The 25417-nt window shown below is 49.0% G+C and carries 22 protein-coding genes; 17 read left to right on the top strand and 5 right to left on the bottom strand.

Annotated features, from left to right (window positions below):
* The first annotated feature begins 148 nt into the window (after positions 1–148).
* The 8 genes from CWM47_RS02425 to CWM47_RS02390 all read left to right on the top strand — a co-directional run bounded on the left by CWM47_RS02425 (position 149) and on the right by CWM47_RS02390 (position 10465).
* Entirely contained in the window at positions 149–1657 is a 1509-nt protein-coding gene (locus CWM47_RS02425; protein WP_100986198.1) for a nicotinate phosphoribosyltransferase, read from the top strand.
* 140 nt (positions 1658–1797) lie between these two features.
* On the top strand, positions 1798–2976 hold the full coding sequence (locus CWM47_RS02420) for a hypothetical protein (RefSeq protein ID WP_100986197.1): 1179 nt from the start codon (positions 1798–1800) through the stop codon (positions 2974–2976).
* Between the two features lie 154 nt (positions 2977–3130).
* Positions 3131–4072 carry a phosphatase domain-containing protein gene (locus tag CWM47_RS02415; protein WP_100986196.1) on the top strand — a complete coding sequence of 314 codons (942 nt, stop codon included), beginning with the start codon at positions 3131–3133 and terminating at the stop codon, positions 4070–4072.
* A 60-nt stretch (positions 4073–4132) separates the two neighbouring features.
* On the top strand, positions 4133–6622 hold the full coding sequence (locus CWM47_RS02410) for a S9 family peptidase (protein WP_100986195.1): 2490 nt from the start codon (positions 4133–4135) through the stop codon (positions 6620–6622).
* A gap of 267 nt (positions 6623–6889) precedes the next feature.
* The gene (gene nadE, locus CWM47_RS02405; protein ID WP_100986194.1) at positions 6890–8989 is read left to right on the top strand and encodes an NAD(+) synthase; all 2100 of its coding nucleotides are present in this window, start codon (positions 6890–6892) and stop codon (positions 8987–8989) included.
* Between the two features lie 27 nt (positions 8990–9016).
* The gene (locus CWM47_RS02400) at positions 9017–9256 is read left to right on the top strand and encodes a DUF433 domain-containing protein (RefSeq protein WP_100986193.1); all 240 of its coding nucleotides are present in this window, start codon (positions 9017–9019) and stop codon (positions 9254–9256) included.
* Positions 9253–9552, top strand: coding sequence for a DUF5615 family PIN-like protein (locus CWM47_RS02395; protein ID WP_100986192.1), 300 nt, complete (start codon positions 9253–9255; stop codon positions 9550–9552). Before CWM47_RS02400 ends, CWM47_RS02395 begins: the two co-directional genes overlap by 4 nt.
* Before the next feature lie 55 nt (positions 9553–9607).
* On the top strand, positions 9608–10465 hold the full coding sequence (locus CWM47_RS02390) for a DMT family transporter (protein WP_100986191.1): 858 nt from the start codon (positions 9608–9610) through the stop codon (positions 10463–10465).
* Positions 10466–10557: 92 nt separating this feature from the next.
* On the opposite strand, the gene CWM47_RS02385 is transcribed toward CWM47_RS02390, so the two are convergent.
* The gene (locus CWM47_RS02385) at positions 10558–11490 is read right to left on the bottom strand and encodes an OmpA family protein (protein ID WP_100993700.1); all 933 of its coding nucleotides are present in this window, start codon (positions 11488–11490) and stop codon (positions 10558–10560) included.
* Positions 11491–11693: 203 nt separating this feature from the next.
* Between CWM47_RS02385 and CWM47_RS02380 the strand changes: the two genes are divergently transcribed.
* From CWM47_RS02380 to CWM47_RS02365, 4 genes are all read left to right on the top strand, one after another.
* Positions 11694–12776, top strand: a complete 1083-nt coding sequence (locus CWM47_RS02380) for a hypothetical protein (protein ID WP_206170595.1) — start codon at positions 11694–11696, stop codon at positions 12774–12776.
* Between the two features lie 293 nt (positions 12777–13069).
* Entirely contained in the window at positions 13070–13624 is a 555-nt protein-coding gene (locus tag CWM47_RS02375; protein WP_100986190.1) for a peroxiredoxin, read from the top strand.
* A 92-nt stretch (positions 13625–13716) separates the two neighbouring features.
* Positions 13717–14304 (top strand): carboxymuconolactone decarboxylase family protein, encoded by a 588-nt coding sequence (locus CWM47_RS02370; RefSeq protein WP_100986189.1) that lies wholly within the window; start codon positions 13717–13719, stop codon positions 14302–14304.
* Between the two features lie 187 nt (positions 14305–14491).
* Positions 14492–15484, top strand: a complete 993-nt coding sequence (locus CWM47_RS02365) for a c-type cytochrome (RefSeq protein WP_100986188.1) — start codon at positions 14492–14494, stop codon at positions 15482–15484.
* Positions 15485–15721: 237 nt separating this feature from the next.
* On the opposite strand, the gene hemH is transcribed toward CWM47_RS02365, so the two are convergent.
* A complete protein-coding gene (gene hemH / locus CWM47_RS02360) occupies positions 15722–16783 on the bottom strand; it encodes a ferrochelatase (RefSeq protein WP_100993698.1) in 1062 nt (353 codons plus the stop codon).
* A 342-nt stretch (positions 16784–17125) separates the two neighbouring features.
* Here hemH and CWM47_RS02355 point away from each other — a divergent pair, with 342 nt between their 5' ends.
* Positions 17126–18067 carry a hydrogen peroxide-inducible genes activator gene (locus CWM47_RS02355; protein ID WP_100986187.1) on the top strand — a complete coding sequence of 314 codons (942 nt, stop codon included), beginning with the start codon at positions 17126–17128 and terminating at the stop codon, positions 18065–18067.
* Positions 18068–18111: 44 nt separating this feature from the next.
* Here the strand turns inward: CWM47_RS02355 and CWM47_RS02350 are convergent, their stop codons facing one another.
* Both CWM47_RS02350 and CWM47_RS02345 read right to left on the bottom strand, forming a co-directional pair.
* Positions 18112–18939 carry a hypothetical protein gene (locus tag CWM47_RS02350; RefSeq protein ID WP_100986186.1) on the bottom strand — a complete coding sequence of 276 codons (828 nt, stop codon included), beginning with the start codon at positions 18937–18939 and terminating at the stop codon, positions 18112–18114.
* Positions 18940–18974: 35 nt separating this feature from the next.
* Complete coding sequence (locus CWM47_RS02345) at positions 18975–19715, bottom strand: NUDIX hydrolase (protein ID WP_100986185.1); 741 nt, start codon at positions 19713–19715, stop codon at positions 18975–18977.
* A 171-nt stretch (positions 19716–19886) separates the two neighbouring features.
* Between CWM47_RS02345 and CWM47_RS02340 the strand changes: the two genes are divergently transcribed.
* Positions 19887–21512 carry a carboxylesterase/lipase family protein gene (locus CWM47_RS02340; protein WP_100986184.1) on the top strand — a complete coding sequence of 542 codons (1626 nt, stop codon included), beginning with the start codon at positions 19887–19889 and terminating at the stop codon, positions 21510–21512.
* An 86-nt stretch (positions 21513–21598) separates the two neighbouring features.
* On the opposite strand, the gene CWM47_RS02335 is transcribed toward CWM47_RS02340, so the two are convergent.
* Positions 21599–22915 (bottom strand): protoporphyrinogen/coproporphyrinogen oxidase, encoded by a 1317-nt coding sequence (locus CWM47_RS02335; protein WP_100986183.1) that lies wholly within the window; start codon positions 22913–22915, stop codon positions 21599–21601.
* A 218-nt stretch (positions 22916–23133) separates the two neighbouring features.
* Here CWM47_RS02335 and CWM47_RS02330 point away from each other — a divergent pair, with 218 nt between their 5' ends.
* The 3 genes from CWM47_RS02330 to CWM47_RS02320 all read left to right on the top strand — a co-directional run bounded on the left by CWM47_RS02330 (position 23134) and on the right by CWM47_RS02320 (position 25312).
* The gene (locus CWM47_RS02330; RefSeq protein WP_100986182.1) at positions 23134–23751 is read left to right on the top strand and encodes an anthranilate synthase component II; all 618 of its coding nucleotides are present in this window, start codon (positions 23134–23136) and stop codon (positions 23749–23751) included.
* Complete coding sequence (locus tag CWM47_RS02325) at positions 23748–24524, top strand: alpha/beta fold hydrolase (RefSeq protein WP_100986181.1); 777 nt, start codon at positions 23748–23750, stop codon at positions 24522–24524. The genes CWM47_RS02330 and CWM47_RS02325 overlap by 4 nt, the downstream gene beginning before the upstream one ends.
* A gap of 119 nt (positions 24525–24643) precedes the next feature.
* Positions 24644–25312 carry a CBS domain-containing protein gene (locus tag CWM47_RS02320; protein WP_100986180.1) on the top strand — a complete coding sequence of 223 codons (669 nt, stop codon included), beginning with the start codon at positions 24644–24646 and terminating at the stop codon, positions 25310–25312.
* The last annotated feature ends 105 nt before the right edge of the window (positions 25313–25417 follow it).

Genomic DNA, 25417 nt, shown 5'->3' with positions numbered 1-25417 from the left:
GGTGCTACAGTCTGTAGATTAGTTCGTTACGTCGAGTGGGTGAGCATTCAATAAAAGTGCCCTCACAATTATTAGGCCAAATTAATCAAAAAATCTTTTTCTATGTACTATTTTCTGCGAAGCCTGGGCTTAATTACCTTCGCAACCTATGACAAATAAGCTCTACGATACATCCCTGAGTTTGCTGACGGACCTGTATCAGGTAACGATGGCCTATGGTTACTGGAAAACAAAAACAGCCGAGAAAGAGGCTGTCTTTAACCTCTATTTTCGAAAAAATCCCTTTAATGGAGGGTTTACTATTGCCTGTGGTTTGGCAAATGTCATTGGCTACATTGATAACTTCGGGTTTTCGAAAAAGGATTTGAGGTACCTGAAAACGCTGGTTGGGAACGATGGAAAACCCTTGTTTGAAGAGGCTTTTATCGACTACCTCGCTAATCTGAAACTTACATGCGACATAGAAGCCATACCAGAGGGAACGGTCGTATTCCCGAATGAGCCACTGGTGCGGGTACGCGGCCCGATTTTACAATGTCAGCTACTCGAAACGCCCTTACTGAATCTCATTAATTTCGAATCACTCATCGCTACAAAAGCAGCCCGGCTTCGGCTTGTGGTCGAAAATGACACCTTGCTGGAGTTCGGTTTGCGTCGGGCACAGGGAGTTGATGGGGGGATGACAGCAAGCCGAGCTGCTTATATTGGTGGGTGTGATGCTACATCGAATGTGCTGGCCGGTAAGCTGTACGATATTCCGGTGGGGGGGACGCACGCGCACAGTTGGGTAATGTCGTTTACCGATGAGCAACAGGCGTTTGATGCCTATGCCGATGTACTACCCAACAATGTGACCCTGCTGGTTGATACGTATGATAGTTTACAGGGTGTTCGGCACGCCATCGAGACCGGGCACAGGCTGAAACAGCGTGGGTATAAACTGGCCGGTATTCGGCTCGACTCAGGCGATTTGGCCTATCTGAGTATCGAAGCCCGGAAGTTGCTCGATGCGGCCGGTTTTGAGGATACGGCCATCGTGGCCAGTAATGACCTCGACGAAACGATTATTAGCAGTTTACGGCAGCAGGGGGCAAAAATTAACGTTTGGGGCGTCGGTACAAAACTAGTTACGGCCTTTGACCAGCCGGCTCTGGGGGGCGTATATAAGTTAGCCGCATTACGACGGGAACGGTCCAGCCAGCCGGATGAGGACGGCGCATTGGCCTGGGAGTACAAAATGAAGCTCTCGGAGCAGGCTATTAAAATTTCAACGCCAGGCATTCAGCAGGTGCGCCGATTCAGCGACGAGCGAGGCTTTATTGCCGATATGATCTATGATTCGGAACGTATGGATGGCTCAATAAGCAAAGCCATCACGATGATTGACCCGCTGGATTTTACGAAACGCCGACGTTTCGACGCCAATCAGGATTTTGATGATCTATTGATTCCTGTATTTCGCCTGGGGAAACGGGTTTATGAAATACCGGACATTCACAGTGTGCGGGCCAAAGTACAAACCCAACTGGCTAAGCTGCATCCGGGTGTAAAACGCTTTGTCAATCCGCACACATACCCCGTCGGGTTGGAGAAAGGATTACATGAGTTGAAGACGAAGTTAATTTTATCACTTCGGGAGGGTCAGACGCAAGTATAAGTCAGTATATCAATAAATTTAACTTAATAAATTATTGGACACTTGTTAATACATTATTTTAAATAAATAGATACTTATCTTTGGGTTTCCACCTACCTGTTCAGTATAGCTATTCTGCTGAGCGTAACCCCTGGATGAGTATGAAATACGTTTATTTAATTGTGAGTTTACTGATAAGTAGCGTAGGCTTTGCGCAACCTGATTTAGACTTTCAGACTACTGATGGCGGCTGGACCACTCACGACTTGTCCAAATCATATACCGGGATAGGTAATCCGGTTACCAATGTCACTGTCGTAATGGGGGGAACGACGTCTGGTTTGCAAAGCAATTCTCCACAGGCATTTAGCCGGGGGCTTCAGTTGGCAGTCAACCATACAACAAACTCAGCTTGTGTGACCACGACCATTAGTTTTAGTCCTGGCGTTCAGGGATTAACGTTCAGGTTATTGAATATTGACAGAGGGGCGGTCAATGGGGCTTTGTTTGATTTTATCGATCAGGTAAGCGTTAGTGGTAAGAACGTTGGTGGCAACGTAACGCCAACGATCAGTGCGTCGGGCACGGCAGGTACATACTCAAGTATTTCGGGTAGCACAATAACGGGTACCGGCGATGCACCGCCATCGGCCTCAGATCCGGGTAATAAGGTACTATTTGCAGACGTCGTCACCGAAATTACCATTACCTATTGTAACAATGCTGCCCAGGTCATCGCTAATCCTGGAGCGCAAACCATAACGATTGAAGATTTAACCTGGTTTGCACCCCTACCTGTGCATTTAGTTGATTTTCAGGCTAAAACTGTTGGTAGTCAGGTTGCCTTAAACTGGGAAACAGCCTGGGAAACAAACAGCGATTATTTCGAGGTGCAACGCAGTCACGATGCACATGAGTTTAGTGCCGTAGGGCGGGTAACTGCTGTTGGCCAGTCGGATGGGAAGCAGACGTATTCGTTACTGGATCAGGAGCCACTGGCCGGAACAAGCTATTATCGACTAAAGCAAGTTGATAAAGGCGACGATCAATCTATAGTTTATTCTCAACTCATTGCCGTTGTTCTCGATAAGGTAACGCCATCGTTTAGCCTAGTTGGAAACCCTGTGGCGGGTGATTTTATTCGTGTTGCGCTCCGAAATATTGACCCATTGACTTTGACCTTACAAAGCGTGACGGGCGCACCAATTCCAGTTCAGCTTCGTCGCGAATCGGATACACGGGTCATTTTAGTGCCCACTCAGCAACTCGCTCCCGGCTTGTATTTGCTCGGTGGTCAGCAGGGCGCAACGCGGCTGACATTGAAAATTATCGTCTTATAAATCGAACCATACATCCTGTGCCCGGCTTCTCTGGTAGAGGCCGGGCTTTTTTGCGCTCAAAAACTGCGTATTCTGTGTACTCTGTGCCTCTGTGGTTAAAAATTTGTTTAGTTTCTTAACAGACGTGTTTACGTAGGTGATTCGAGAATTCGTTATGAAAAAAGTGCTCATTCTATCGGGGCTAAGCGGTAGCGGCAAATCAACGTTTGCCAAACGGTTTTGCCTGGAGAATCCAAACTGGCTGCGTGTCAATCGCGACGACCTGCGTCGCAGTTTGCTCCCCGTTTCGCTGACTGAGTATTGGCAAACCTGGCCAGATCGTGAGAAAGATCGAATCGAAGTCCTCGTTAGTGAATTACAAAAAACAACCATTCTGGAAGGTTTAGCGCGGGGCTGGCACGTGCTGATCGACAACACGAATCTGAGATTGAGTTACTTCAATGAGTTCCGACGGATGCTTACGGCCAAATTCGATGCGGTCGAAATCAGCTACAAACTGCTGGACATACCTGTGGCTGAGTGTATTCAACGCGATAAGTACCGTGACGATTCGATAGGAGAGACCGGTATTTTACGGCAAGCCGAACAGTTGGCCGCCTTGAAACGAACGTTCAATTTTCAGACGGAGGTACTTACGCGCAGCCCTGCCTTTGTGCGTAAACAGGATGAAACCTTAACTCGTTGTGTGCTTGTCGATATTGACGGTACGGTTGCGCTGCGGGGAGATCGCTCACCTTTTGCCTGGCATCGGGTAGGGATCGACGCACCCAATTGGCCAATTATCCGACTGGTACAGGCATTGCGGGCGTCGGGTTATCTGGTTGTGTTTCTCTCGGGTCGAGATGCTGTCTGCCGAGCCGAGACGATGGCCTGGCTCGAGCAGTATTTTAGCTGGCAACCAGCCGATTACCAACTCCTCATGCGTCCACAAAACGATAACCGGAAAGACGCACTGGTCAAACATGAATTATTCGACCAGCATATTGCCGGGCAGTATTATGTCGAACTGGTTGTTGACGACCGCCAGCAAGTTGTAGATATGTGGCGGCAAACCCTGGGGCTAACCTGCGTGCAGGTAGAATATGGTAATTTTTAGGGTGATAATTAGGTGGAATCAGGGTATCTTTAATACGCAATTGATCTGAAATAACCTCTTATGCTTCACAACCTGACCGCTAAACAAAGCCGATGGCTTTTATGTATTTTATGGCTTGCGTTTTCGCTTGCGGGCTATGCCCAGGATGCGCCCGCCTACCAAACCCCACCCAAAGCGCTGGCTGATCTGGTGACGGCACCCCTCACCCCGAACGTGAGTATGTCATCGAAAGGGGATATGATGCTTATTCTGGAACAGGCTGCAGCTCCCGGTATAGCCGAACTGGCACAGCCTGAACTCAAACTGGCGGGTCTGCGGCTGAACCCGGCCAACACCGGCCCCAGCCGTGTTCGCTACGTTACGGGGCTAAAAATTAAAAAACTGACTGATAAAGACGATAAAGCAATAACGGGCCTGCCTGCTACGTCCCTCATTAGCTTCGTTCAATGGGCGCCCGATGGAACGAAGATTGCCTTTGCCAATTCGACTAACAGCCAGATCGACCTGTACGTAGCCGATGTTGCTACGGCCACAGCCCAAAAAGTTGGCTCCCTGGCACTCAATGCAACACTGGGGATGCCGTATCATTGGGTATCAGACAGCAAAAGCCTGATCGTGAAAACGGTTCCGGCCAACCGTGGCCCCGCTTCGGAAGTGAGCCGGGTGCCCAGCGGACCAACTACGCAGGAGAACGTGGCGGGTTCACGGGGGCAGGCACCCACCTATCAGGACTTGCTAAAAAGCCCGTCCGATGAGCGGCAGTTTGCGTTCCATACAACCGCGCAGGTCGTTCGGATGAGTCTTGACGGAACGACGACCAATATTGGTCAGCCGGGAATCATTCGGTCGGCTGAGCCCTCGCCGGATGGTAAGTACGTTATGGTTGAGACTGTCCATACGCCGTTTTCGTATCTGGTGCCCGTTGGTCGGTTTCCGCTCAAAACAGAAATTTATGCTATGGCCGGTTCGCTGGTTAAGAGCCTGAATGATGGGCCTTTGCAGGAGAGCGTGCCCTACAGTCCCGATGGAGCACCCACTGGCCCACGCGATTTCAACTGGCGGGCTGACGCCCCGGCTTCTGTGTACTATACGGTGGCTCAGGATAAAGGCGACCCGAAAGTGAAAGCCGATATTCGGGATAAGGTGTTCATGATTGACGCGCCCTTCTCGGCTCAGCCGAAAGAAATTTATGCCGCTCAGTTCCGGTTCGAGAACTTTGATTGGGGCACTGAGTCGACAGCACTGGCCACAGAACGCTGGTGGCAGACGCGTAAGACCATCACAAAGACGGTTAATCCTGCCGATTGGCAAACGGCAGTCCTCTTCGACCGTTCATACGAAGACCGGTACAACAATCCCGGCCAGCCCGATATGAAGCACAATCAGTACGGTCGTGAGGTGTTGAACCTGTTGCCCAGTGGCGACATTCTGATGTTGAACGCCGTTGGTTCATCGCCCCAGGGTGACCGCCCCTTTGTGAGTCTGCTGAATCTGAAAACAAAACAGAGTCGCGAACTCTGGCGCTCGGCGGCTCCGTATTTCGAGCAGCCCATTGCCGTTCTGGATGCGGGTAGACAGGTAATCCTGACTACCCGCGAAACACCTGACGAAAATCCGAACTATTTTGTTCGCAACCTGAAAGCGAGGATTGCGCCCATTCAGGCTAGTTTCTTCCCCCATCCTTATCCGCAGTTGAAAGGGATTCAGAAACAGCAGCTTCGCTACAAGCGGGCCGACGGTGTTGAACTGACCGCCACACTCTATTTGCCCGTTGGCTACAAGAAAGAGCAGGGGCCGTTACCTACATTTTTATGGGCGTATCCTGCCGAATTTAAAAGTAAAGAAGCCGCCAGTCAGGTATCTGGATCACCCTACCAGTTCAATCGGATCAGCTATTGGGGCGGGGCGGCCTTCGTGACGATGGGCTATGCGATTCTGGACAATGCCAGCATTCCTATTGTGGGTGAAGGCGATAAAGAACCAAATGATACCTACGTGGAGCAGCTGGTGTCGAGTGCCAAAGCGGCCATTGATGAGGGCGTTCGGTTAGGCGTTGTTGATTCGAGTCGGGTGGGTGTGGGCGGTCACTCGTATGGGGCCTTCATGACAGCCAATCTGTTGTCCAATAGCAAGCTTTTCAAAGCGGGCATTGCCCGCAGTGGGGCTTATAACCGCACGCTGACGCCGTTCGGGTTTCAGAATGAACAACGCAGTTACTGGCAGGCACCGGATGTCTACAATAAAATGTCGCCGTTTATGAACGCCGACAAAATGAAGACGCCCTTATTGTTGGTTCACGGCGAAGCCGACAACAACACCGGGACTTTTCCTATTCAGTCTGAGCGCTACTACAATGCCCTCAAAGGCTTCGGGGCCACTACAAGACTGGTCTTTTTGCCCTACGAAAGCCACGGCTATACGGCTAAAGAGTCTCTACTACACATGTTGTGGGAGATGAACGGCTGGATGGATAAATACGTCAAAAACCCGGCACCCGCTGCTCAGACCAACAAGGCTGGTAAAGTGGGAGGAGGGAATAATGAGAAGTAGTTTTTCAGGATAGACAGTAAAGACGAAGCCGGGTCTGGACGTACCAGCCCGGCTTTCGTCTTTACTAACCCAATCACTAATTATATATCCTGTAAAGGGCATTACTCCGCTGCATTAATTTATGGGTTATTCATATTTTCGAGCAATGCGATTTGTTGACAAACCCATTTGCCAACAATCTTTGTTATCCTTGCAGCATCATACACAGTACCGCGTCGGCGATTGAGTGAATCACTCTTTCGCTTTTCGCTCTTTCGCCTTTTACTTATGAAACTCCTTAAAGTAGCCGCTGGTGTCCTGAATCAAATCCCGCTTGCGTGGGAGCACAACAAGCAAAATATCATTGATGCCATCGAAGAAGCCCAACGGCAGAACGTCAGTTTGCTGTGTCTGCCCGAATTCTGTATTTCGGGCTATGGTTGCGAGGATGCGTTTTTTGCTCAGAATACCATCGACCAGTCCATTGCGTCACTCCTGGAAATCGTTGAACATACGAATGACATCGTCGTGGCTGTGGGACTGCCCCTGCGCCACAACAACCGAACGTTCGATACGGCCTGTTTAATTGCCAACAAGCGGATTCTGGGATTCACGGCCAAACAGTATCTGGCCAATAACGGCGTCCATTACGAAACGCGCTGGTTCCAGCCCTGGCCTGCCTATGTTCGGGATGAGATCAAAATCGGGGAGTTTATGTATCCCTTTGGCGATGTGGTCTATGATTTGTCAGGGGTTCGTATTGGGTTTGAGATTTGTGAAGACGCCTGGGTGGCCAGCCGTCCGGGGCGGATTCTGTACGAGCGGGGAATTGATATTATCCTGAACCCAACCGCCAGTCATTTTGCCTTTCTGAAATCGCAGGTGCGCGAACGGTTTGTGGTCGATGCCTCGCGGGCGTTTGGCGTTAGCTACGTGTATTCCAATATGCTGGGGAACGAATCGGGCCGGATGATTTACGATGGCGATGCGATGGTTGCCTCCAATGGTGAACTGCTGGTATCGGGTCCGCGCCTGAGTTATGAAGATTTCTTGATCGTTCCGGCGGTTGTTGACGTCGAAGCTACCCGCCTGAACCAGACTCAAAATCGCGCAAATATTGCGCTTGCCTACCCGAATCTGCGGGTTTCCGATCGCTTCGACTGGCCCGAAATCGCACCCGTTATTCAGAAAGCACAACTCGAAGGCTGGGAGCGGGGCGGCTACCTGAAAGAAGAAGAATTTGCGCGGGCTGTTGCGCTTGGTCTGTTCGATTACCTGCGTAAAAGCCGTTCGCAGGGCTATGTGCTCTCCCTGAGCGGTGGCGCCGATTCATCGTCCATTGCGGCCCTTGTTTTCCTGATGATTCGGATGGCGGTTGAGAACATCGGCATGGATGGTGTCAAGAAAAAACTTGGCTATATCAAAGCGATTCAGGACTGCAAAACGCCTGAAGAGGTAATTGGTAAACTGCTGACAGTGATGTATCAGGGTACCGAAAACTCATCGGACGATACGTACAACTCGGCGAAAGAGCTGGCCGACGACATTGGTGCAAAATTCCTGAACATCAATATCAACGGGTTGGTGGAAACCTATACAGGCTTGATTGAAGAGCAGTTGGGCCGCAAATTGTCGTGGGATACCGACGATCTGGCGCTGCAAAATATACAGGCACGGGTGCGGGCTCCGAGTATCTGGATGCTGGCTAATATTAATAACGCTTTGCTGCTCACCACCTCGAACCGCTCTGAAGCCGCCGTTGGTTATGCGACGATGGATGGCGATACGTCGGGCAGTATTTCGCCCATAACCGGCATCGACAAGCATTTTTTACGGGGCTGGCTGCGCTGGCTCGAAACCGTGGGACTGAACGTTAAAAACGCGCCCGAACCCACCGACCGAACCAGTCTGGCTACCAGCCCGACGGCACCTGATGAACTGATTAAAGTGAAAGGGTTGAATGCCGTGAATAGCCTGCAACCCACCGCCGAGCTCCGGCCGCTGGACAAAAAACAAACCGACGAAGACGACCTGATGCCCTACGATGTGCTGAATTCTATTGAAGAGTCGGCCATTCGCGACAAGCAATCGCCGGTTGAAGTATTGAAATTGATGGAAGTACGCTATGCCGGTGCGCACGACCGCGACAAGCTGGTGATTTGGGTGGAGCGATTCTTCAAACTCTGGAGTCGCAATCAGTGGAAGCGTGAACGCTACGCCCCCTCGTTCCACCTCGACGATCATAACCTCGACCCCCGTTCGTGGTGCCGCTTCCCAATCCTGTCGGGCGGTTTCGAGAAAGAACTCGCCGAGATGCGCGATTGGGCGAATGAACAGAAGCCCAATGGACGGAAAGGCAATCCAGCCCGGGGCAAAATTGGGTTTTAATGTATATTTGTAAAAAATGACACGATCATGATTGATGTAAAATGGCAGGACTATATTACTGCTGATCCGGCCATCATGGTCGGAAAACCCATCATTAAAGGTACCCGGATTACTGTTGAACTGATTGTTGAGAAGTTAGGGTTTGTTGAAACTGTCGAGGAAATTCTCGATGATTATCCACACTTGACTCGTGAGCAGATTTATGCCTGTTTGCGGTTTGCTGCTTATACGGTGCACAGCAAACGCAGCCGCAAACTGGTCGCATGATTGAATTACTGGCTGATGAAAATGTGGAAGCAGGAGTGATTCGCCTGCTACGTTCTGAAGGATACAGTGTCGTTTCCATTCAGGAAACAAAAAGTGGTGTGGCTGATGAAACAGTGTTGGAAACAGCTGTTTTGTCAGCCACTGTTTTGTTGACGGGTGACAGCGATTTTGGGAAGTTGCATTTTCAAAAAGGTCATGTTCATTCGGGCATTTTATTTTATAGACTACCTCGAACGACTACCGAAGAAAAAGCTCGGATTATTTTAAAAACAGTACAGGAGTTCGGTGAAAACTGAATGATTCCTTTACAGTTCTCACGGTGAAAAAAGTGCGAATTCGAAAATTATAATTGTGCGTCAACTCCTCCCCGGTCTTCTCTTTGCCGCCCTATGGGCATCGGCCTCTGTGGCTACTAAATTTGGTGTGCAGTCGGTGCATCCGCTCATCCTGGCTACCGTTCGGTTTTTTATAGCCGGGGGCGGCATGCTCATGTTTGCCTACGGCATTCAGCGTGTACAAAACGCCTGGCCGAAGGGCATAGAATGGCGGCAGCTTACCATTTTTGCGCTGCTCAATACAACTATTTATCTCGGTGCGTTTGTGCTGGCGCTTAAGCAGGTATCGGCCGGAATCGGTAGCTTGTCTACAGCAACGAATCCGCTGTTTATCGCGCTGCTGTCGGCCCTCTGGCTGCGCAAAATGCCGACCTTATATCAGATTAGTGGGCTACTGCTGGGTCTGGTGGGGGTTGGCGTAGCCACTTACCCACTGCTTCAAAATAGCTACGCTACAGTTGAGGGCCTATTGATCCTGCTGGGTGGAATGGTTTCGGTTTCGGCTGCCACAGTCTATTATGCCAGTATCAAATGGCGGCTTCCTGATTTGGTTATCAATGGCTGGCAGGTATTACTGGGTGGTATATTGATACTGCCCTTCACGCTCCTGACTGCCGATTTTAGCAATGCGCACTACGACGAACGATTCTGGTTGTCCGTATTCTGGCTTATTGTACCCGTGTCAGTAGGGGCTTTGCAACTTTGGTTTTACCTCGTTCGTCAAGATGCCATTCGGGCTTCTCTGTGGCTGTTTCTTTGCCCGATCTTTGGGTTCGCCTATTCTTACTTCCTTATGGGTGAACCCATCACAAGCTACACCATTGTTGGCACTGGGCTGGTGATCGGGGGGCTTTGGCTGGGGCGGAGGCAGTAGAGTCGGTTTATGGTATTTGGTTTAAGGTGATCCACCGCTATGGTAGTAGTCTCATGCGCCAGCCACTATAAACCAAATACCGTAAACCGATCCTACTGCTTCACGACAATCATCTCTACCCGGCGATTCTGTTGCCGCGTTGTTTCCGAGTTATTGCTGGCAATGGGACGCGTAGGGCCGTAGCCGCGTGTGGTAATTCGATTGGCAGCTATTCCACTTTTTACTAAATAGTCTTTCACAACATCCACCCGCTGCTTTGACAGTTTCAGATTTTCGTCAAAATCGCCCTGATTATCGGTGTGGCCGGATAGCTCGATTTCAACGGTGGGTTGGCCCTGCATGAATTGCAGAAGCTGTTCCAGCGCCGGTTGGGCATCGGGCAGCAGTTCGGTCTTGCTTTGTACAAATTGAAGGGCGCGTAACTGCGTCGTTTTACCAACCGCTGCCACTATGAGCGGTGGCGTATAAACAACCTTTGCATCAAGCGTTTTTGGTGGAGCTACCCGCTGATTATCGGCGGTTGGCGCATTGCCAGCGATCGGTTGGCTAGCTACAGGTGGCTGGCTGGCTGCCTGTGTAGAAACCGGCGGAGTTGGAACAGGTGGAGCTTTAGCAGTCGGTGAACTTGCCGCCTTGGCCTGTTGTGCATTAAACCGAAAGAGAAGCGTTGGCTTGCGAATAACTCGGTCGGCTTTTGAGGAGGTGAAAACCCATTGTTCATCAAGCGTAATGTACCCGTCGGCTTTAGTCGTAATGATATAGGTTTGCTTGGGGTCCAGGATAAGTTGGTAGGCGCCATCAGCAACGGTCGACTGTTGCGTCCGAACGGCGCCTTCCTGGTTTTTAGCGATCACAATCGCTCCGGCAAGGGGTTGCTTGGTTTGTGCATCTACTACCCTTCCTTCCATTGAGGCCGTCCCCTCAGTCGGGGCTACTTTGTGCTGGGGCTGAGCCCATAAAACTGACGTTGTCAGGCTACTTAAAAACAGGTACCCAACGAGCAATACATAATTTATCCACTTCATGTGATAAAACAACGTTGAAAAGTCGGTCAAAAGTACATCTAAATAAGCAAAATCAAACGTCTTGTCTATATACGAAGAGGTCATTTTTCAGCTCAATTTTTGAGCTGAAAAATCGAATATAACTATCTGATTATCAATTATTTATATAGCTAAAAAAGTTGATGAGAAATGAACGACGAAAGCCACTTTTTCGTTAATAAAATATGACACAGATAACCAACGTGACGATGCATTCCCAGGACGCACAGGCACCCCTTGCACCGGCTTCGACGGGTAATTTACCGCTCGACGACAACTGGCGGAAATCCATTCCGGCGCAGGTATTTCTGAACCATTTTTTTGCGATGGACTATCACATCCATCACCAGAACGACCTTTTTGACCTCGCAAAGTTTCCCGTCTTTCAACAGTTTTACGGACGTGCAACCGACGAGAGCCGTAAGGCATTGGAGAAATTATTATTAAACAGCTGGAGTGCTGAATATGCGTTGCGGATCACTCCCGTCGTCAATGACGAACAGTATCTGCAAAGTTCACTGCACTGGACATTCCCGCAGGCTTATTACAGTGCATTGTTTAGCGCACGGGCGTTTTTAGCTGTGCAGGGCATTAATGTAAGTAACGAAGAACTGATTCGGAAGCGGATCGGCAATTCGGTTGTTCGGGGCTATTACCCAGCCTCCATTGGCTATTATGCACTTGGTCCTATAAACAGCTATCGCATCCAGCGATTGCCCATGTCGAAGCGATTTAGTGTTGCCTCAAAAACTGATCTGTTGCTGCCTTCGCGGGCGGCTTCGGCGCAGGCTGAATTGTCCCAGTTTTTGAAAACTACCCGCGATCAGCGTGTCCGGGCGTTACGCAACGCTATCCAGACAAATCCGAAAACGGCGCTACGTAGTCCCAAAACGGGCGAGATTCTGCAAAAATTCAGCGTAGAGCAGTACAAGCAGCTGGCGAAGCAAATTGGCTATACCACCTACTTCGATATGCTGAGTCGACTGAGAATCTCATCGACAAACCGTGAGATCGAGCGCTTTGTTGATTCTGAAATAGATGTCAAACTATTCCACCAGAGTTTGGTAAACATCGTTGCTCACGTCAACTCAGTGCATGAAGCATACATTGCCAAAGCACTTGGCATTCAGGCTTATCGGCAATTGGTAGCGAAATTGCCTTCCTATTTGCAGGAGAGCTTTGTGCGTGAGCGGATGAACACGATTATAGCACCTATGCTGGCAGAACCCCAGTCGGGAGAAGAACCTTATATGCGTATGGCTGCTTAACCGGAAATTGGTTTTAGATGAGCCCGATAGACATAGCTGTTTATCGGGCTTTTTTGTTTGTATCGGTAAAATTATAATTAGGACGTATTTAATTAATTAGATTATTCTTTTAAGAATATTTCCATCGCCCTGCTATATTCCTTTTGCGCAAGTAGTTGAATGTCATAATAATTGCTGATAAATGATAGATTTTGTCTATTGCTTGATTGATAAAAATCATAAATCATCTGAGAATTGCTAGCGTACTTTGCACTCAATCAAGATGTACGCTAATTACAACCTCAATAAATTCCATGAAAAACCATATTATTTCCGTTGGTTCAGATTTTCCTGAGTTCAAAAAACTGGCTGTTGTTTCGCTCGATAAAGGCAATGAGTTTTACGAAGTTTCGTCGGATGATTACAAAAATTCCGGCAAATGGTTGGTTATGTTCTGGTGGCCTAAAGACTTTACGTTTGTTTGCCCGACTGAAATCGCTGAATTCAACAGCAAATTCGAAGATTTTCAGGATCGTGATACGATGGTTATCGGTGCTTCGACCGACAGTGAGTTCGTTCACCTGGCATGGCGCAAAAACCACGACGATCTGCGTGGATTGAAATTCCCAATGCTGGCCGATACATCGAAATCACTGGCCGAAGAATTAGGCATTCTGGAGGCAAATGAACGAGTTGCTTACCGTGTAACCTACATCGTTGACCCACAAGGTATTGTTCGTTGGGTAGCTGTCAACGACCTATCGGTTGGCCGGAACGTGAACGAAGTAATCCGCGTATTAGACGCCCTGCAAACCGATGAGCTTTGCCCTTGCAACTGGGTTAAAGGCGAAGAAACACTATCGGCTTAATCAATGAGCGAAAGAGTGGAAGAGTGAAAGAGTGAGTGGTCTCCCACTGACTTTTCACTCTTCCACTCTTTCATTCTTTCACTCTTTAAAGAATGACAACTACCCAAAACGAAACTGTTGTATCGCTGCTGAATTTGGTAGGGCTGGATACCGCTGGCGAACATCCCGCGCTTGATGCGTTGGCGCAAGCCGATCATCGCTACCTGCGTGATCTGAAAATCAACGTTGGCAATGTGCTGAACAGCACCCAGACGCTAACGAAAAAAGAAGCCTTGTTACTGGCTTTGTCTGTTGCTGTTAATGAAAAATATCAACCTCTGATTGATTCATTGACGAGTGCCGCCAAGCAGGAAGGTACCAGCGACGCCGAAATCGCTGAAACCATTGCCTGTACGTCTTTGCTGAGCACAAACAATGTATTTTATCGGTTCCGTCACTTCATCAGCAAAGATTATTACCAGCAGACACAGCCGGGTATTCGCATGAGTATCATGATGAATCCGGTGCTGGGTAAAGAGTTTTTTGAACTTATGAGTCTGGCCGTATCGGCGGTTAATGGTTGCGAATTGTGCGTTCGGTCACACGAAGAGAGCGTCCTGAAACACGGTGCCACCGAAGCCCGCATTTTCGATGCTATTCGACTTGTGTCGGTAATCAAAGGCTTTATTACGTTGCTGTAAAATACCGGGAGTCAGGTTAGCTTCGGCTGCTTGAGTTCTAACTTGCAAAAAGCCCGTTAAACCTTCATTGTGAAGGTCTAACGGGCTTTTTGTATACATTTTATTGAAATCACCCACCGCTTACAAACATTGACTACCAGCTTTTTAAAATTTATTTTATAATTGCCTGTAAACCATCCTCTCTGCAATGAAAAAACGAATTGGAAAAATTGTTCTGAGCGTCCTCGGCGCATTCATCTTGCTGGTAATTCTGTGTGCGGTCTATCTCAAACTGGCTTTACCTGGCGTTGAGGCTGCGCCTGAAATGGCCATTAAACCAACAGCGGCTCAAATTGAGCACGGGAGCTACCTGGCAAATCATGTGGCTTCCTGTATGCATTGTCACTCTTCCCGGGATTTCTCGAAGCTAACCGGGCCTAATGTCGCTGGCACCGAAGGAAAAGGCGGGGAGGGCTTCCTGCGTGAAATGGGGTTTCCCGGCAATTACTATGCTCAAAACCTGACACCAGCCTATCTCAGTGACTGGACCGATGGCGAAATCTACAGGGCAATTACAGCCGGTGTTAGCCGCGATGGACATGCCTTGTTTCCGGTAATGCCCTATTTAAGTTACGCGAAAATGGACCCGGCTGATATCAAGGATATCATTGCGTATTTGCGAACACTGAAGCCGATTGACAATGTGATACCAGCGGCCGAGTCGGACTTTCCAATGAACTTTATCATTAATACAATGCCGGTTAAACCTGAAGGGGGCAAACTTCCTGATACAACCGACCCCGTAGCGTATGGCAAATACATCACCACGTTTGCTGCCTGTGCGGATTGTCATACACCCGTCGACGGGCAGGGAAAAGCGTTACCAGGCATGGACTTTGCCGGTGGACGTGAGTTCCCGGTACCCACGGGCACGGTGCGGTCAATGAATATTACAGCCGATAAATCGGGTATTGGCAGTTGGACAAAAGAGACATTCGTTCGTCGATTTAAAGCGTATGAGCACAAGGAGCAACCCGCTGTTCAAGCCGGTGAATTCAATACAGTTATGCCCTGGACCGTGCTAAGTGGCATGACTGAGAGCGACTTAGGTGCCGTGTACGACTATCTCCGAACGCTCAAACCTGTTGAACATAAAGTAGAGCGGTTTACGCCAGCAACAAAATTGGTAGCCAATCGATGACGGAGACTAAACAATCTCTTTAGTCTATTGTTAAGGAAGAGATAACACAGTTACAGCAGGGTATATATACATAAGCCTTACCGTGTTGCTATGGCGTTGTACCCCAAATCTATATAAGTGCATTAAAAAGACTTTTCGTGCTGTATCTGCCGTAATGAAAAGCCCGCATTCTCCAAGCGAGAAGCGGGCTTTTAGTTTTTTCTAGTCGATTGGTGAAATGGTTTGTTCACTCACTAATCAACCATGATTGACCAGATCAACCAGCGTTTCAATCCAGAGTGGGCTGTCGTTCAGACTTTCAACCAGTTGCCAGTGTTTACCGCCAGCCTGTTCAAATAATTCTTTGTATTCAACACCCACTTCGATGGTTGTTTCGAGGCAATCGGCTACAAAAGCGGGCGAAAAAGCGAGCACACTGGTAATGCCTTTGCCGGGTAATTCTTTAATGATATCGTCGGTATAGGGCTTAATCCAGGGATCGCTGCCCAAACGCGATTGAAAGCAGGTTGTGAATTTGCCTTCGGGAATGCTGAGTGCCTTCACCAGTAAGCGTGTGGTTTCGAAGCACTGCGCCCGGTAACAATGCTGATTCAACGCCTGAAGCGACCCACAGCACTCGCCAAATTGACAAACGCTTTTCGTGACGTCGCCTTTCCGGATTTGCCGTTCGGGCAAGCCGTGGTAGCTGAATACAAAATGGTCGTAGTCATAAGCGGCCATGTGTTTTCGGCCAATCTGGGCAAAGCCTTCAATGAATTTCGGGTGTTCCAGAAAGCGGTTTATAAACCGGATGGCTGGCATTACCTGCCAGGTTTTCACAATGTCCATCACTTTCTCGTAAACCGAACCCGTTGACGCCGAGGCATATTGCGGGAAAAACGGAATGACGATGATATCGGTTAATCCAAGTTTCTGAAATCCGTCTAGTCCAGCGTCAATGCTGGGGCTTTGGTAGCGCATTGCCAGCCTGACGACATAGTCATCGCCCAGTGATTGCTGCAGCTCACGTTCAACAACATGACCGTAGTATTTTAAGGGTGAGCCGGTGTCGGTCCAGAGCTGCTTATAAATTTTGGCCGATTTAGGGGCCCGAAAGGGCGCAATAACACCGTTTACAAGTAATGAGCGCGGAATAGCCGGAATGTCGATTACCCGACCATCCATCAAAAACTCGCGCAGGTATTTGCGTACATCCGGAACAGAAGGGCTGTCGGGAGTGCCCAGATTAACGATTAAAACGCCCGTTTTGCCGTACGATTTTTTGGCACTAACGGGTGGTTGCAAAACAGAGACGTCCATGTTCAGAGAAACAGTGAAGATAACGAGTAAGTTGCAGCCTGTTTTTATACAAATCTGCATTCAGGTCGGTTGAGTCGGATTCTTGACCCCACAAAAATACGACAGAGAAAGATTTGTTTCGTTCAATGTGATTTAGATTTGTATTGATTTTATCTATGAAGCTGTTTAAACTTTTATTTTTATATATAAATCATAACGTTTTTTGTCATGCTGACGAAGGAAGCATCTTCGGATAAATCCATTTTAGCTTATCCAAAGATGCTTCCTTCGTCAGCATGACAAAAAACGCCCAATTCGAGCCTGATTTTAAAAGTTTAAACAACTTCTATACTTTTAAACGTAATGACTCTTTCCCAACTCGATTATATTGTTGCCGTTGATACCTATCGGCATTTTGCAACGGCAGCCGAAGCTTGCCACGTAACGCAGCCTACGCTGAGTATGCAGATTCAAAAGCTGGAAGATGAACTGGGCATAAAGGTGTTTGATCGGTCGAAGCAACCTGTTGTACCTACCGAAACGGGGCAGTCGATTTTGGTCCAGGCAAGAGATGTGCTCCGGGCAGCCCGGCGGATACCTGAAATTGTGAGTGAGTCGAAGGAAGACTTCAAAGGCGATTTTCGTGTTGGTATTATTCCAACGCTGGCTCCGTATTTGTTGCCCTATTTTATCGGTGAATTTATTGGAAAGTATCCCGCCGTATCGGTGCATATTCAGGAACTGGTAACCGAGCAAGTGATTGAAAAACTGCGGAACGGGCTTATTGACGTGGGGTTGGTCGTCACTCCCCTTGACGAGGATGGCATTACAGAAATTCCGCTGTTTCAGGAGCCGTTCGTTGCTTATGCCGCTGAGTCAAACCCAATGTTAAGTAAATCAACCGTTTCGCCAACGGACCTGCTGTCGGATGGATTGTGGCTGTTGACCGAAGGACACTGTTTTCGTACGCAGGTTATGAATCTGTGCGGTGCCGACCGTCATGCCAACGGTAAAACGACACTACGTTACGAAACGGGATCGCTTGAAACGCTCATTAAACTGATTGATAAACAGGACGGGTTTACACTTCTGCCTTATCTGGCTACGCTCGATATGGATGCCGTTCGCCAGTCGCGACTGCGTCCATTCGATGCACCTGCCCCTGTTCGTGAGGTAAGTCTGGTCATGCACAGAAGCTTTTTGAAACGACACCTCATCAACGCTTTCAAGCAGGATATTTTGGCGAATTTGCCCAGCGAATTGGCTGGAACGGTAAAGCGGGGAGCTGTTCTGAATGTGCGCTAGCCAGACTTATTCTTTGTCTATTATACGCTAGAGATGATGATGAGCTAGCGTTTACTGTTCCGTTTTACTCGTTCAAGCCGTCGGTAGGTTTCGCCAAATTCGTTGCCAATTTTTACCGCGTTGGCTAGTTCCGGAACACCAGCCCGGCCAACTACGGCGAGCCAGCGGGCTAGTTCTTCGACGGCTGTCTGGTAGGCCAGCATGGTGTGGGTATAGTCGCCACCAAAAAAATCGCGGGTGGTTTCCAGGTCTGCCAGCTTAAGCATAGGGCGTTGCGGGAAGGGGATTATGGTCTTCTCACCCATAAAAGGCGTGGTTTGCTCGGAACTGTCCGGTTGCTCCCAGACGGAGGGACTGCTGAATCGGTAATCGACCATCAGGGCAAGCCCCTCGTTGAACCATTGCGGAATCTGCCGTTTAACGCGCCACCAGCCGAGTCGGGCAAAGAGTTCGTCGTGGCAAAGCTCGTGGGCAATCACATCGGTGTTATTTCCGTCTGGTCCCAGTATCAGATACGATCTGCCCCAGGGTGTTCCAACGCTGCACCCCGCGCCTTCGCCCCCGGCGCAATACTGCTCGTAATCGTCCTGAGTTGGGCAATAAATTAAACTAGCCTTACCCTGTTTATTGCCCCAGAACCGCCGTATTCGGTCGTGGGCTGCCTGCGTATGTTGCCGGAGCGTTGTTTCCTGTTTAGCCGTAGCTGTTCGATTTACGTAGATGCCGCTTATTCCCTTGAGTTGCCGAAAGTCTGCCGATGAGTCGACGCGCATACACCTCAGTACTTGCGGATACAGCATGAAGAAACTAATCGGTAAGGCAATCAGGACGAGTAAAAAATACCGAACGAACACAAATACGTTTCCACGCATGAACAAGTCAATAAAGCAGTTTGGCAGTTTTTAGACTATAACTGCTGGCTTTCTGTTATAAACCGATACAAATAAGGGGCTTTATGCGCACCTCCGCTATAGTGTTTATCCAGTCGCTCTAAAATACCCAGGCTAAGCATCTTGCGCTGGAAGCCGGAGCGATGTTGTTTTTGATCCAGAATGGTTTCGTAAAGAGATTGCAGGTCGGCCATTGTGAACGTTTCCGGCAGTAAATTAAATCCGATTAGTTTCCGGTCAAGGTCTGTGCGTAAAGTGTTTAATGCTTTCTGCACAATAGTTTTATGATCCTGTATCAACGGAGGGAGGTTGGATAAATCATACCAGCCGCAACTATCCGACAGTGAATCGGGGATGGGTACAGCTTTTGTAAAATCGACCAGCGCATAATAGCCTACCGAAATAAACCGACCCAATAACCAATGGTGTTCGGCAGGGATTAGGCCCTTGGCAGTCATAATGGCCCGCATGGGGGCCGGGTCAGCGCGATTGAGATCGCCAAAGACATAAAATTGCTCCAGGTAAATATCATCGAGCCCCGTTCGCTCCGATAAGACCCGCCGGGCGGCATCGTTCAAATTTTCGGTTGCCAGAATAAACCCCCCCGGCAATGCCATTAGCCCCGTATTGCGGTATTCAAGCAGGAGAATTTTCAGTTGATTTTGATGAAATCCAAAAATAACCGCGTCGATGGCTATGCCTGGTAAAAAGCCTTGTCCATTAGGTGTGATCTCTACCGGGTGCAACTGATCGCTCATGCCATTAAAATTTAGCCGCAAGTAACAAAAATTTTGGTCGTTCCGAGTGATGGGTGTATTATTGTATCAAGTTGTTACAATAATAGAAGTAATTCATTATTTAGTTTCCTGATTTATCCATAAATCATAACTAACAGATTCCTTTTTTACGAATACACTAAACCAAATAAGATGAAAACCCTGCTTATCCTGTCGCTGTTGACTATGCAAGTAGCCCATTCGGCCCTAGCGCAAACACCGGCTCCACAGGCCAAAACGGCTAATGGCCTCGTTGAGGGCATAGCCGAACCCAGTGGCATTCGTGCCTTTAAAGGCATTCCCTTTGGCCAGCCTCCGGTAGGTGAGTTGCGCTGGAAAGAACCCCAGCCCGTCAAGAATTGGCAGGGCGTGCGTAAGGCTGATAAATTTGGCCCCCGCGCTATGCAACGGGCTATTTTTGGCGATATGGGTTTTCGCTCGAATGGCATGAGTGAAGACTGTCTGTATTTAAATGTGTGGACGCCCGCCAAATCAGCCAATGAGAAACTGCCCGTGCTCGTGTATTTTTATGGAGGTGGTTTTATGGCTGGCGATGGTTCGGAGGGGCGTTATGATGGCGAAAGCATGGCCCGTAAAGGCATTGTGGCCCTGACCGTAAATTACCGGCTTGGCGTGTTTGGCTTTATGGCCCATCCTGAATTAACGAAGGAGTCGCCCCATCACTCGTCGGGTAACTATGCTTATTTGGATATGGCTGCGGCTCTGCGTTGGGTGCAGCAGAACATTGCGGCCTTTGGCGGAGATCCTAAACGGGTAACGATCGCGGGCGAATCAGCTGGTTCCATTGCAGTAAGTGGACTTATGGTGTCGCCACTCTCGAAAAACCTGATAGCCGGAGCTATTGGCGAAAGTGGCTCGTTGCTCGGTGGCTTACCCCCTACACCCCTTGCCAAAGGAGAAGAGTCGGGCACTACGTTTGCAACGGCTGTTGGTGCCAATTCACTGGCCGAACTTCGGGCCATACCGGCCGACCAACTGCTGGAAGCTACGGCTAAACCAACAACACCTCGTTTCAACTCGACTGTTGATGGCTATTTCTTCCCAAAGGCTCCGCTCGAAATTTTTGCCGCTGGTGAACAGGCACACGTCCCCTTGCTGGTTGGCTGGAATTCGGAAGAAATGAACTATCGGGCTGTTCTGGGCAAAGAGCAGCCAACACCGGAAAGTTATGCCAGCGCCGTAAAAAAACTCTATAACGACAAAGCCGACGAGGTTCTGAAACTCTATCCGGGCACAACCGAAGCCGAAGTTCTACAGTCGGCAACGGCTCTGGCCAGCGACCGTTTTCTGGCCTATAGCACCTGGAAATGGGCCGATATGCAGAGCAAAACGGGTGGTAAACCTGTTTACCGGTATTATTACTCGCGGCCACGTCCGGCTATGACCCCCGAAATGGGCAATGCCACACCGGGTCTGGCAGGTGGTGTTGTGAAGTCGACGGATACAAACGCTATGAAAATTGCACCGGCAACGGGCGCTGTTCACTCGGCTGAGATTGAGTATGCTATGGGCAATCTGGCTACGAACAAAACCTATGCCTGGACACCGGATGATTATAAAGTGTCGGAAGTGATGCAGAATTACTTTGCAAACTTCATAAAAACAGCAAACCCAAATGGACCGGGTTTACCGAAATGGTCGGCGGCCAACAGCGGCAACAGTGTTCAGTATATGCACATTGATGTGAACACCCGCCCCGAAACAGAGACCAACCGGGCACGTTACCTGTTTCTGGACCCACTCATTAGTAATCAGTAATTTGGTAGAGTGGTGGAATAGTGAAATGGTGGAGTGCTTAATTGGTGGTGTATTTGGGCCAGCCAGTTAACCACTCCACCATTTCACTACTTCACCATTCCACCAATCAACAACTCTGCCACCTCCCGACCTGTTTGCATGGCTGCATTGAGAGAGGGGTAGGCCGTTTGATCACCGCATTGGTACAAGCTATCCGTTAACTGAAGCGGTTGCCGAATGGCGTCGTTCCCCGCTTGTTCGGGCGTGTAGTCGGGCAATGCGTGAGGGATATGATACGTTCGCAGATGCCGCCACTTCTGTACGCCTTCGCCAAACCATCCATTCAGTTCTTCTCTGATTTTCTTCGTCAGTTCGGCTTCATCGAACATGACCAAACTCTGTGTGCTAACGGAAATCAACGTTTGCCCGGTTGGTGCATAACCGGGTGCTACATCGCTCAATATAGCTACGTTGTGTACTGCCGAGCTGCGGTGGGTGTTGAGCAATAAGAGTTTTTTCTGGGTTGGGCCGTTGGTGAACTGAGCAGACGGTACGGCAAAATACGTACAGGTCGTGTGGTTGAAGGCTTGTTCTGGCGGCACCGGTCGACCCGTCAGGCGGGCGGCCTGCGTGGCATCGACAGCCAGCACAATGGCCCGGCCAGTCAGGGTTTCGCCGGAGTCCAGATATACCGTATTCCCGTTAACCTTATTAACAGACGTTTTGAGTCTGATTTGCTCGGGTGCCAGCCGACCGGCCAACTGATTCGGAATGGCTTCCATGCCCTTTGCAGGTATAGCCGCTCCGCCTACAAAAAACATCCGAAAGCAAAACTCAAAGAAATTGCTCGATGTGGTGAGTGCATCCTCCAGAAACACCCCCCCAAAAAACGGGCGAAAAAATCGTTCGATAATCTGGTCAGAAAATCCTATTTCGTAAAGCAGGGCGAGCGTGGTTGTTGGTGTTTGCCGAAAAAGCTCGCTGATAGGCAACTCCTGGGTTCGTCGCAGAAGCTCGACAATACGCAGCTTATCGCCCAGCGTGCCAACCGGCGAGGCCAGCGTTTGAAATACTGAGAGAGGTTCCTGAAAGGAATTCAGTAAACTCATCCATTGCGGCTCTGCCTGCTGACGAATAAGCGCCCCCGACCGAAATGAGCGTAGATCAAGTGCCGAATAGTTTAGCAGTCGCTGCGCTTCGGGATAGGCCGTTAACAAAATCTGAAACCCCCGGTCGAGCCGGAAACCATCCACAACATCCGTGCGAACCCGGCCGCCAACACCATCGGCCGCATCGAGCACAAGTGCGTCGATACCGGCTTGCTTTAGATAAACAGCACACGTCAGGCCAGCCATACCGGCGCCAATGATGATGACAGGTGCACCGGTCGGTTTGACTCCAGCGTTGGTTGAATCTATAGGCATACCCAAAAGGAACAGGTTCGTGAATAAAAGTCAAATTTAAACGCTGTGCACACCAATCAATGGGTTCCATTGAATTTAGGTAGTACTTTTTTTATAAAAATTGACTATTTCCAAGTTGTTTATTTTTTAACATATTGATAATCAAAGGCTAAAAAATAATACTTGTTGTTTTTTTTTAGAAACATTAATTTTGTCAAAACGATTTGTGTTATAGCGGCATGAACGTGCTGGTGGTTGATAATTTCGATTCATTTACCTACATGCTGGTAGACTACCTGCAACAGGCAGGCGCAAACTGCCGGGTTGTCAGGAACAATGACTCGTGGAGCCGCCTTACCGATGCCCCGGTTGATGCGGTTGTGTTATCGCCCGGGCCGGGTATACCCCGACAGGCGGGCCGTTTACTGGATATTGTCGCTCATTATCATCAGCGCGTACCGATATTAGGTGTTTGTTTGGGCCATCAGGCACTGGGTGAGTTTTTTGGGGCTACCCTCGCACTGGCTACCCGCCCTATGCATGGAAAAGTGTCTGTTATTCAGACCCAGACAGACGATGTATTATGGCGGGGATTGCCGACAGAATTTGAGGTGACGCGCTATCATTCGCTGATTTTAACGGAATTGCCCACGCAACTGGTCACTACCGCAGCAACAGTGCAGAACGAATTAATGGCCATGCGGCATCGAGCATTACCCATCTGGGGCGTTCAGTTCCATCCCGAAGCCGCATTGACACAGCATGGGCTGACGCTCATCGAAAACTGGATTGATTTTGTCTTTTTTACGTATAAAAATAACCACCCTACCACAACCTTAACCGCGCAATACGCATGAACTATCAGATTCGGGAAGAAGCAGGTTTCCGCTATGTAGATGAAGGCCAGGGCGAAGTGCTCCTTCTGCTGCATGGCCTGTTCGGTGCTCTCAGTAACTGGGACAGCGTTATTAATACGTTTTCGGATCGGTATCGGGTTATTATTCCGCTGTTGCCTATTTACGAAATGCCCATTCGGCAGGCAAGTCTGGAAGGGCTATTGGTCTATATCGAAAAATTTGTGGCGCAGAAATCGCTGGATGATATGACACTGCTGGGCAATTCGCTGGGTGGGCATTTAGCCATTCTCTATACCTTCAAAAATCCAGAACAAGTGCGTCGGTTAGTACTGACGGGCAGTTCGGGGTTGTTTGAGAACGGTATGGGTGGCTCGTTTCCCAAGCGTGGCAGCTACGATTATATTGCGGAGCGTGTAGCCTACACATTCTACGATCCCAAAGTGGCCTCGAAAGACCTGATCGACGAAGTGTTCGAGATCACCAGCAGTATTCCTAAATGTATGAGCATTGTGGGTATTGCCAAATCGGCCCAGCGAAATAACGTAGCAAAAGATTTGTATAAAATTCAGGTGCCCACGTTGCTTGTTTGGGGTCTAAATGATACCATTACACCAGCCGAGGTGGGGCACGAATTTAATCGATTAATTGAGGAGTCAGAGTTGCACTTTATTGACAAGTGCTGCCATGCGCCCATGATGGAATGCCCGGACCAGTTTAACGAATTACTGGATAATTGGCTTGCCAGAAATCCAGTGAACGAGTTAGTTGCGTAAGTTTGTTTATATAGCAGATAGCATAAATTCTGTTCCCTGTGCGAAAGTTGAAAACTATGGAAGAATTTCCGTAGTTTTCGGCAGACAGTTTCTCTTTACCATACGACTTTCTATTACTTATGTTGGCTGCCGAACTTATAGATCCCATGCTGCCGGCTCTGAAGCCAACCGACCTGGTCGGGCAGGCTTTGGCGTGGATGGAGGAGCATCGCGTCGGGCAACTCGTACTGACAGACCAGGGCGAATACCGGGGCATCGTAAGCGAAGAACTACTCATGGATGTTGCCGATGAGGACTTGCCGCTGCGCGATGTGATGTGCCTGTTCGAGAAAACCTTTGTGAACGAAGATCAACATTTGCTCGAAGTCATAAGCCTGGTTGTGCAACATCAGATGGATGTCATCGCTGTTATCACGGAGGGACGCGAGTTTAGCGGGACAATTTCTGTGAATGAACTGCTCAAAAAATTTGCACAGGAATTGGGTGTACAGGAAGCCGGGGCTATTTTGATCCTGAACATGAATGAGCGCGATTACTCATTAACCGAAATTAGCCGCCTGATCGAGACAAATAATGTTAAAATTATAAGCAGTTATTTTGCCAGCGCTGCCTATGGAATGCCCGACCGCTCGCGGTTGACGCTTAAGCTTAACCGGCGCGACATTACTTCCGTTATCTCAACACTCGAACGCTTTGGTTATCACATTGAAGCAGCCTTTGCCAACGCCCCCGTCGAAAGTATTGACCAGGACCGGCTCGATTCGTTGCTTCGTTATCTAAATACCTAAAAAGTGGCAAGTCAATAAGTGGTAAGGTATAAGTGGATGACGCATGTATAGCTTTCGCGCCAGCCACTTATACCTTACCACTTATTAACTTGCCACTTACTCACT

The sequence above is a fragment of the Spirosoma pollinicola genome, from assembly GCF_002831565.1.
GTDB lineage: Bacteria > Bacteroidota > Bacteroidia > Cytophagales > Spirosomataceae > Spirosoma > Spirosoma pollinicola.
Note: the sequence above shows the minus strand (reverse complement) of the source record. Positions and strands in the feature narration are given on the sequence as shown.

Excerpts from the sequence above, each read along its gene's own strand:
- CWM47_RS02425 (WP_100986198.1), top strand. The coding sequence starts at position 149 with ATGACAAATAAGCTCTACGATACATCCCTGAGTTTGCTGACGGACCTG.
- CWM47_RS02420 (WP_100986197.1), top strand. The coding sequence starts at position 1,798 with ATGAAATACGTTTATTTAATTGTGAGTTTACTGATAAGTAGCGTAGGC.
- CWM47_RS02415 (WP_100986196.1), top strand. The coding sequence starts at position 3,131 with ATGAAAAAAGTGCTCATTCTATCGGGGCTAAGCGGTAGCGGCAAATCA.
- CWM47_RS02410 (WP_100986195.1), top strand. The coding sequence starts at position 4,133 with ATGCTTCACAACCTGACCGCTAAACAAAGCCGATGGCTTTTATGTATT.
- nadE (WP_100986194.1), top strand. The coding sequence starts at position 6,890 with ATGAAACTCCTTAAAGTAGCCGCTGGTGTCCTGAATCAAATCCCGCTT.
- CWM47_RS02400 (WP_100986193.1), top strand. The coding sequence starts at position 9,017 with ATGATTGATGTAAAATGGCAGGACTATATTACTGCTGATCCGGCCATC.
- CWM47_RS02395 (WP_100986192.1), top strand. The coding sequence starts at position 9,253 with ATGATTGAATTACTGGCTGATGAAAATGTGGAAGCAGGAGTGATTCGC.
- CWM47_RS02385 (WP_100993700.1), bottom strand. The coding sequence starts at position 11,490 with ATGAAGTGGATAAATTATGTATTGCTCGTTGGGTACCTGTTTTTAAGT.
- CWM47_RS02380 (WP_206170595.1), top strand. The coding sequence starts at position 11,694 with ATGACACAGATAACCAACGTGACGATGCATTCCCAGGACGCACAGGCA.
- CWM47_RS02375 (WP_100986190.1), top strand. The coding sequence starts at position 13,070 with ATGAAAAACCATATTATTTCCGTTGGTTCAGATTTTCCTGAGTTCAAA.
- CWM47_RS02370 (WP_100986189.1), top strand. The coding sequence starts at position 13,717 with ATGACAACTACCCAAAACGAAACTGTTGTATCGCTGCTGAATTTGGTA.
- CWM47_RS02365 (WP_100986188.1), top strand. The coding sequence starts at position 14,492 with ATGAAAAAACGAATTGGAAAAATTGTTCTGAGCGTCCTCGGCGCATTC.
- hemH (WP_100993698.1), bottom strand. The coding sequence starts at position 16,783 with ATGGACGTCTCTGTTTTGCAACCACCCGTTAGTGCCAAAAAATCGTAC.
- CWM47_RS02355 (WP_100986187.1), top strand. The coding sequence starts at position 17,126 with ATGACTCTTTCCCAACTCGATTATATTGTTGCCGTTGATACCTATCGG.
- CWM47_RS02350 (WP_100986186.1), bottom strand. The coding sequence starts at position 18,939 with ATGCGTGGAAACGTATTTGTGTTCGTTCGGTATTTTTTACTCGTCCTG.
- CWM47_RS02345 (WP_100986185.1), bottom strand. The coding sequence starts at position 19,715 with ATGAGCGATCAGTTGCACCCGGTAGAGATCACACCTAATGGACAAGGC.
- CWM47_RS02340 (WP_100986184.1), top strand. The coding sequence starts at position 19,887 with ATGAAAACCCTGCTTATCCTGTCGCTGTTGACTATGCAAGTAGCCCAT.
- CWM47_RS02335 (WP_100986183.1), bottom strand. The coding sequence starts at position 22,915 with ATGCCTATAGATTCAACCAACGCTGGAGTCAAACCGACCGGTGCACCT.
- CWM47_RS02330 (WP_100986182.1), top strand. The coding sequence starts at position 23,134 with ATGAACGTGCTGGTGGTTGATAATTTCGATTCATTTACCTACATGCTG.
- CWM47_RS02325 (WP_100986181.1), top strand. The coding sequence starts at position 23,748 with ATGAACTATCAGATTCGGGAAGAAGCAGGTTTCCGCTATGTAGATGAA.
- CWM47_RS02320 (WP_100986180.1), top strand. The coding sequence starts at position 24,644 with ATGTTGGCTGCCGAACTTATAGATCCCATGCTGCCGGCTCTGAAGCCA.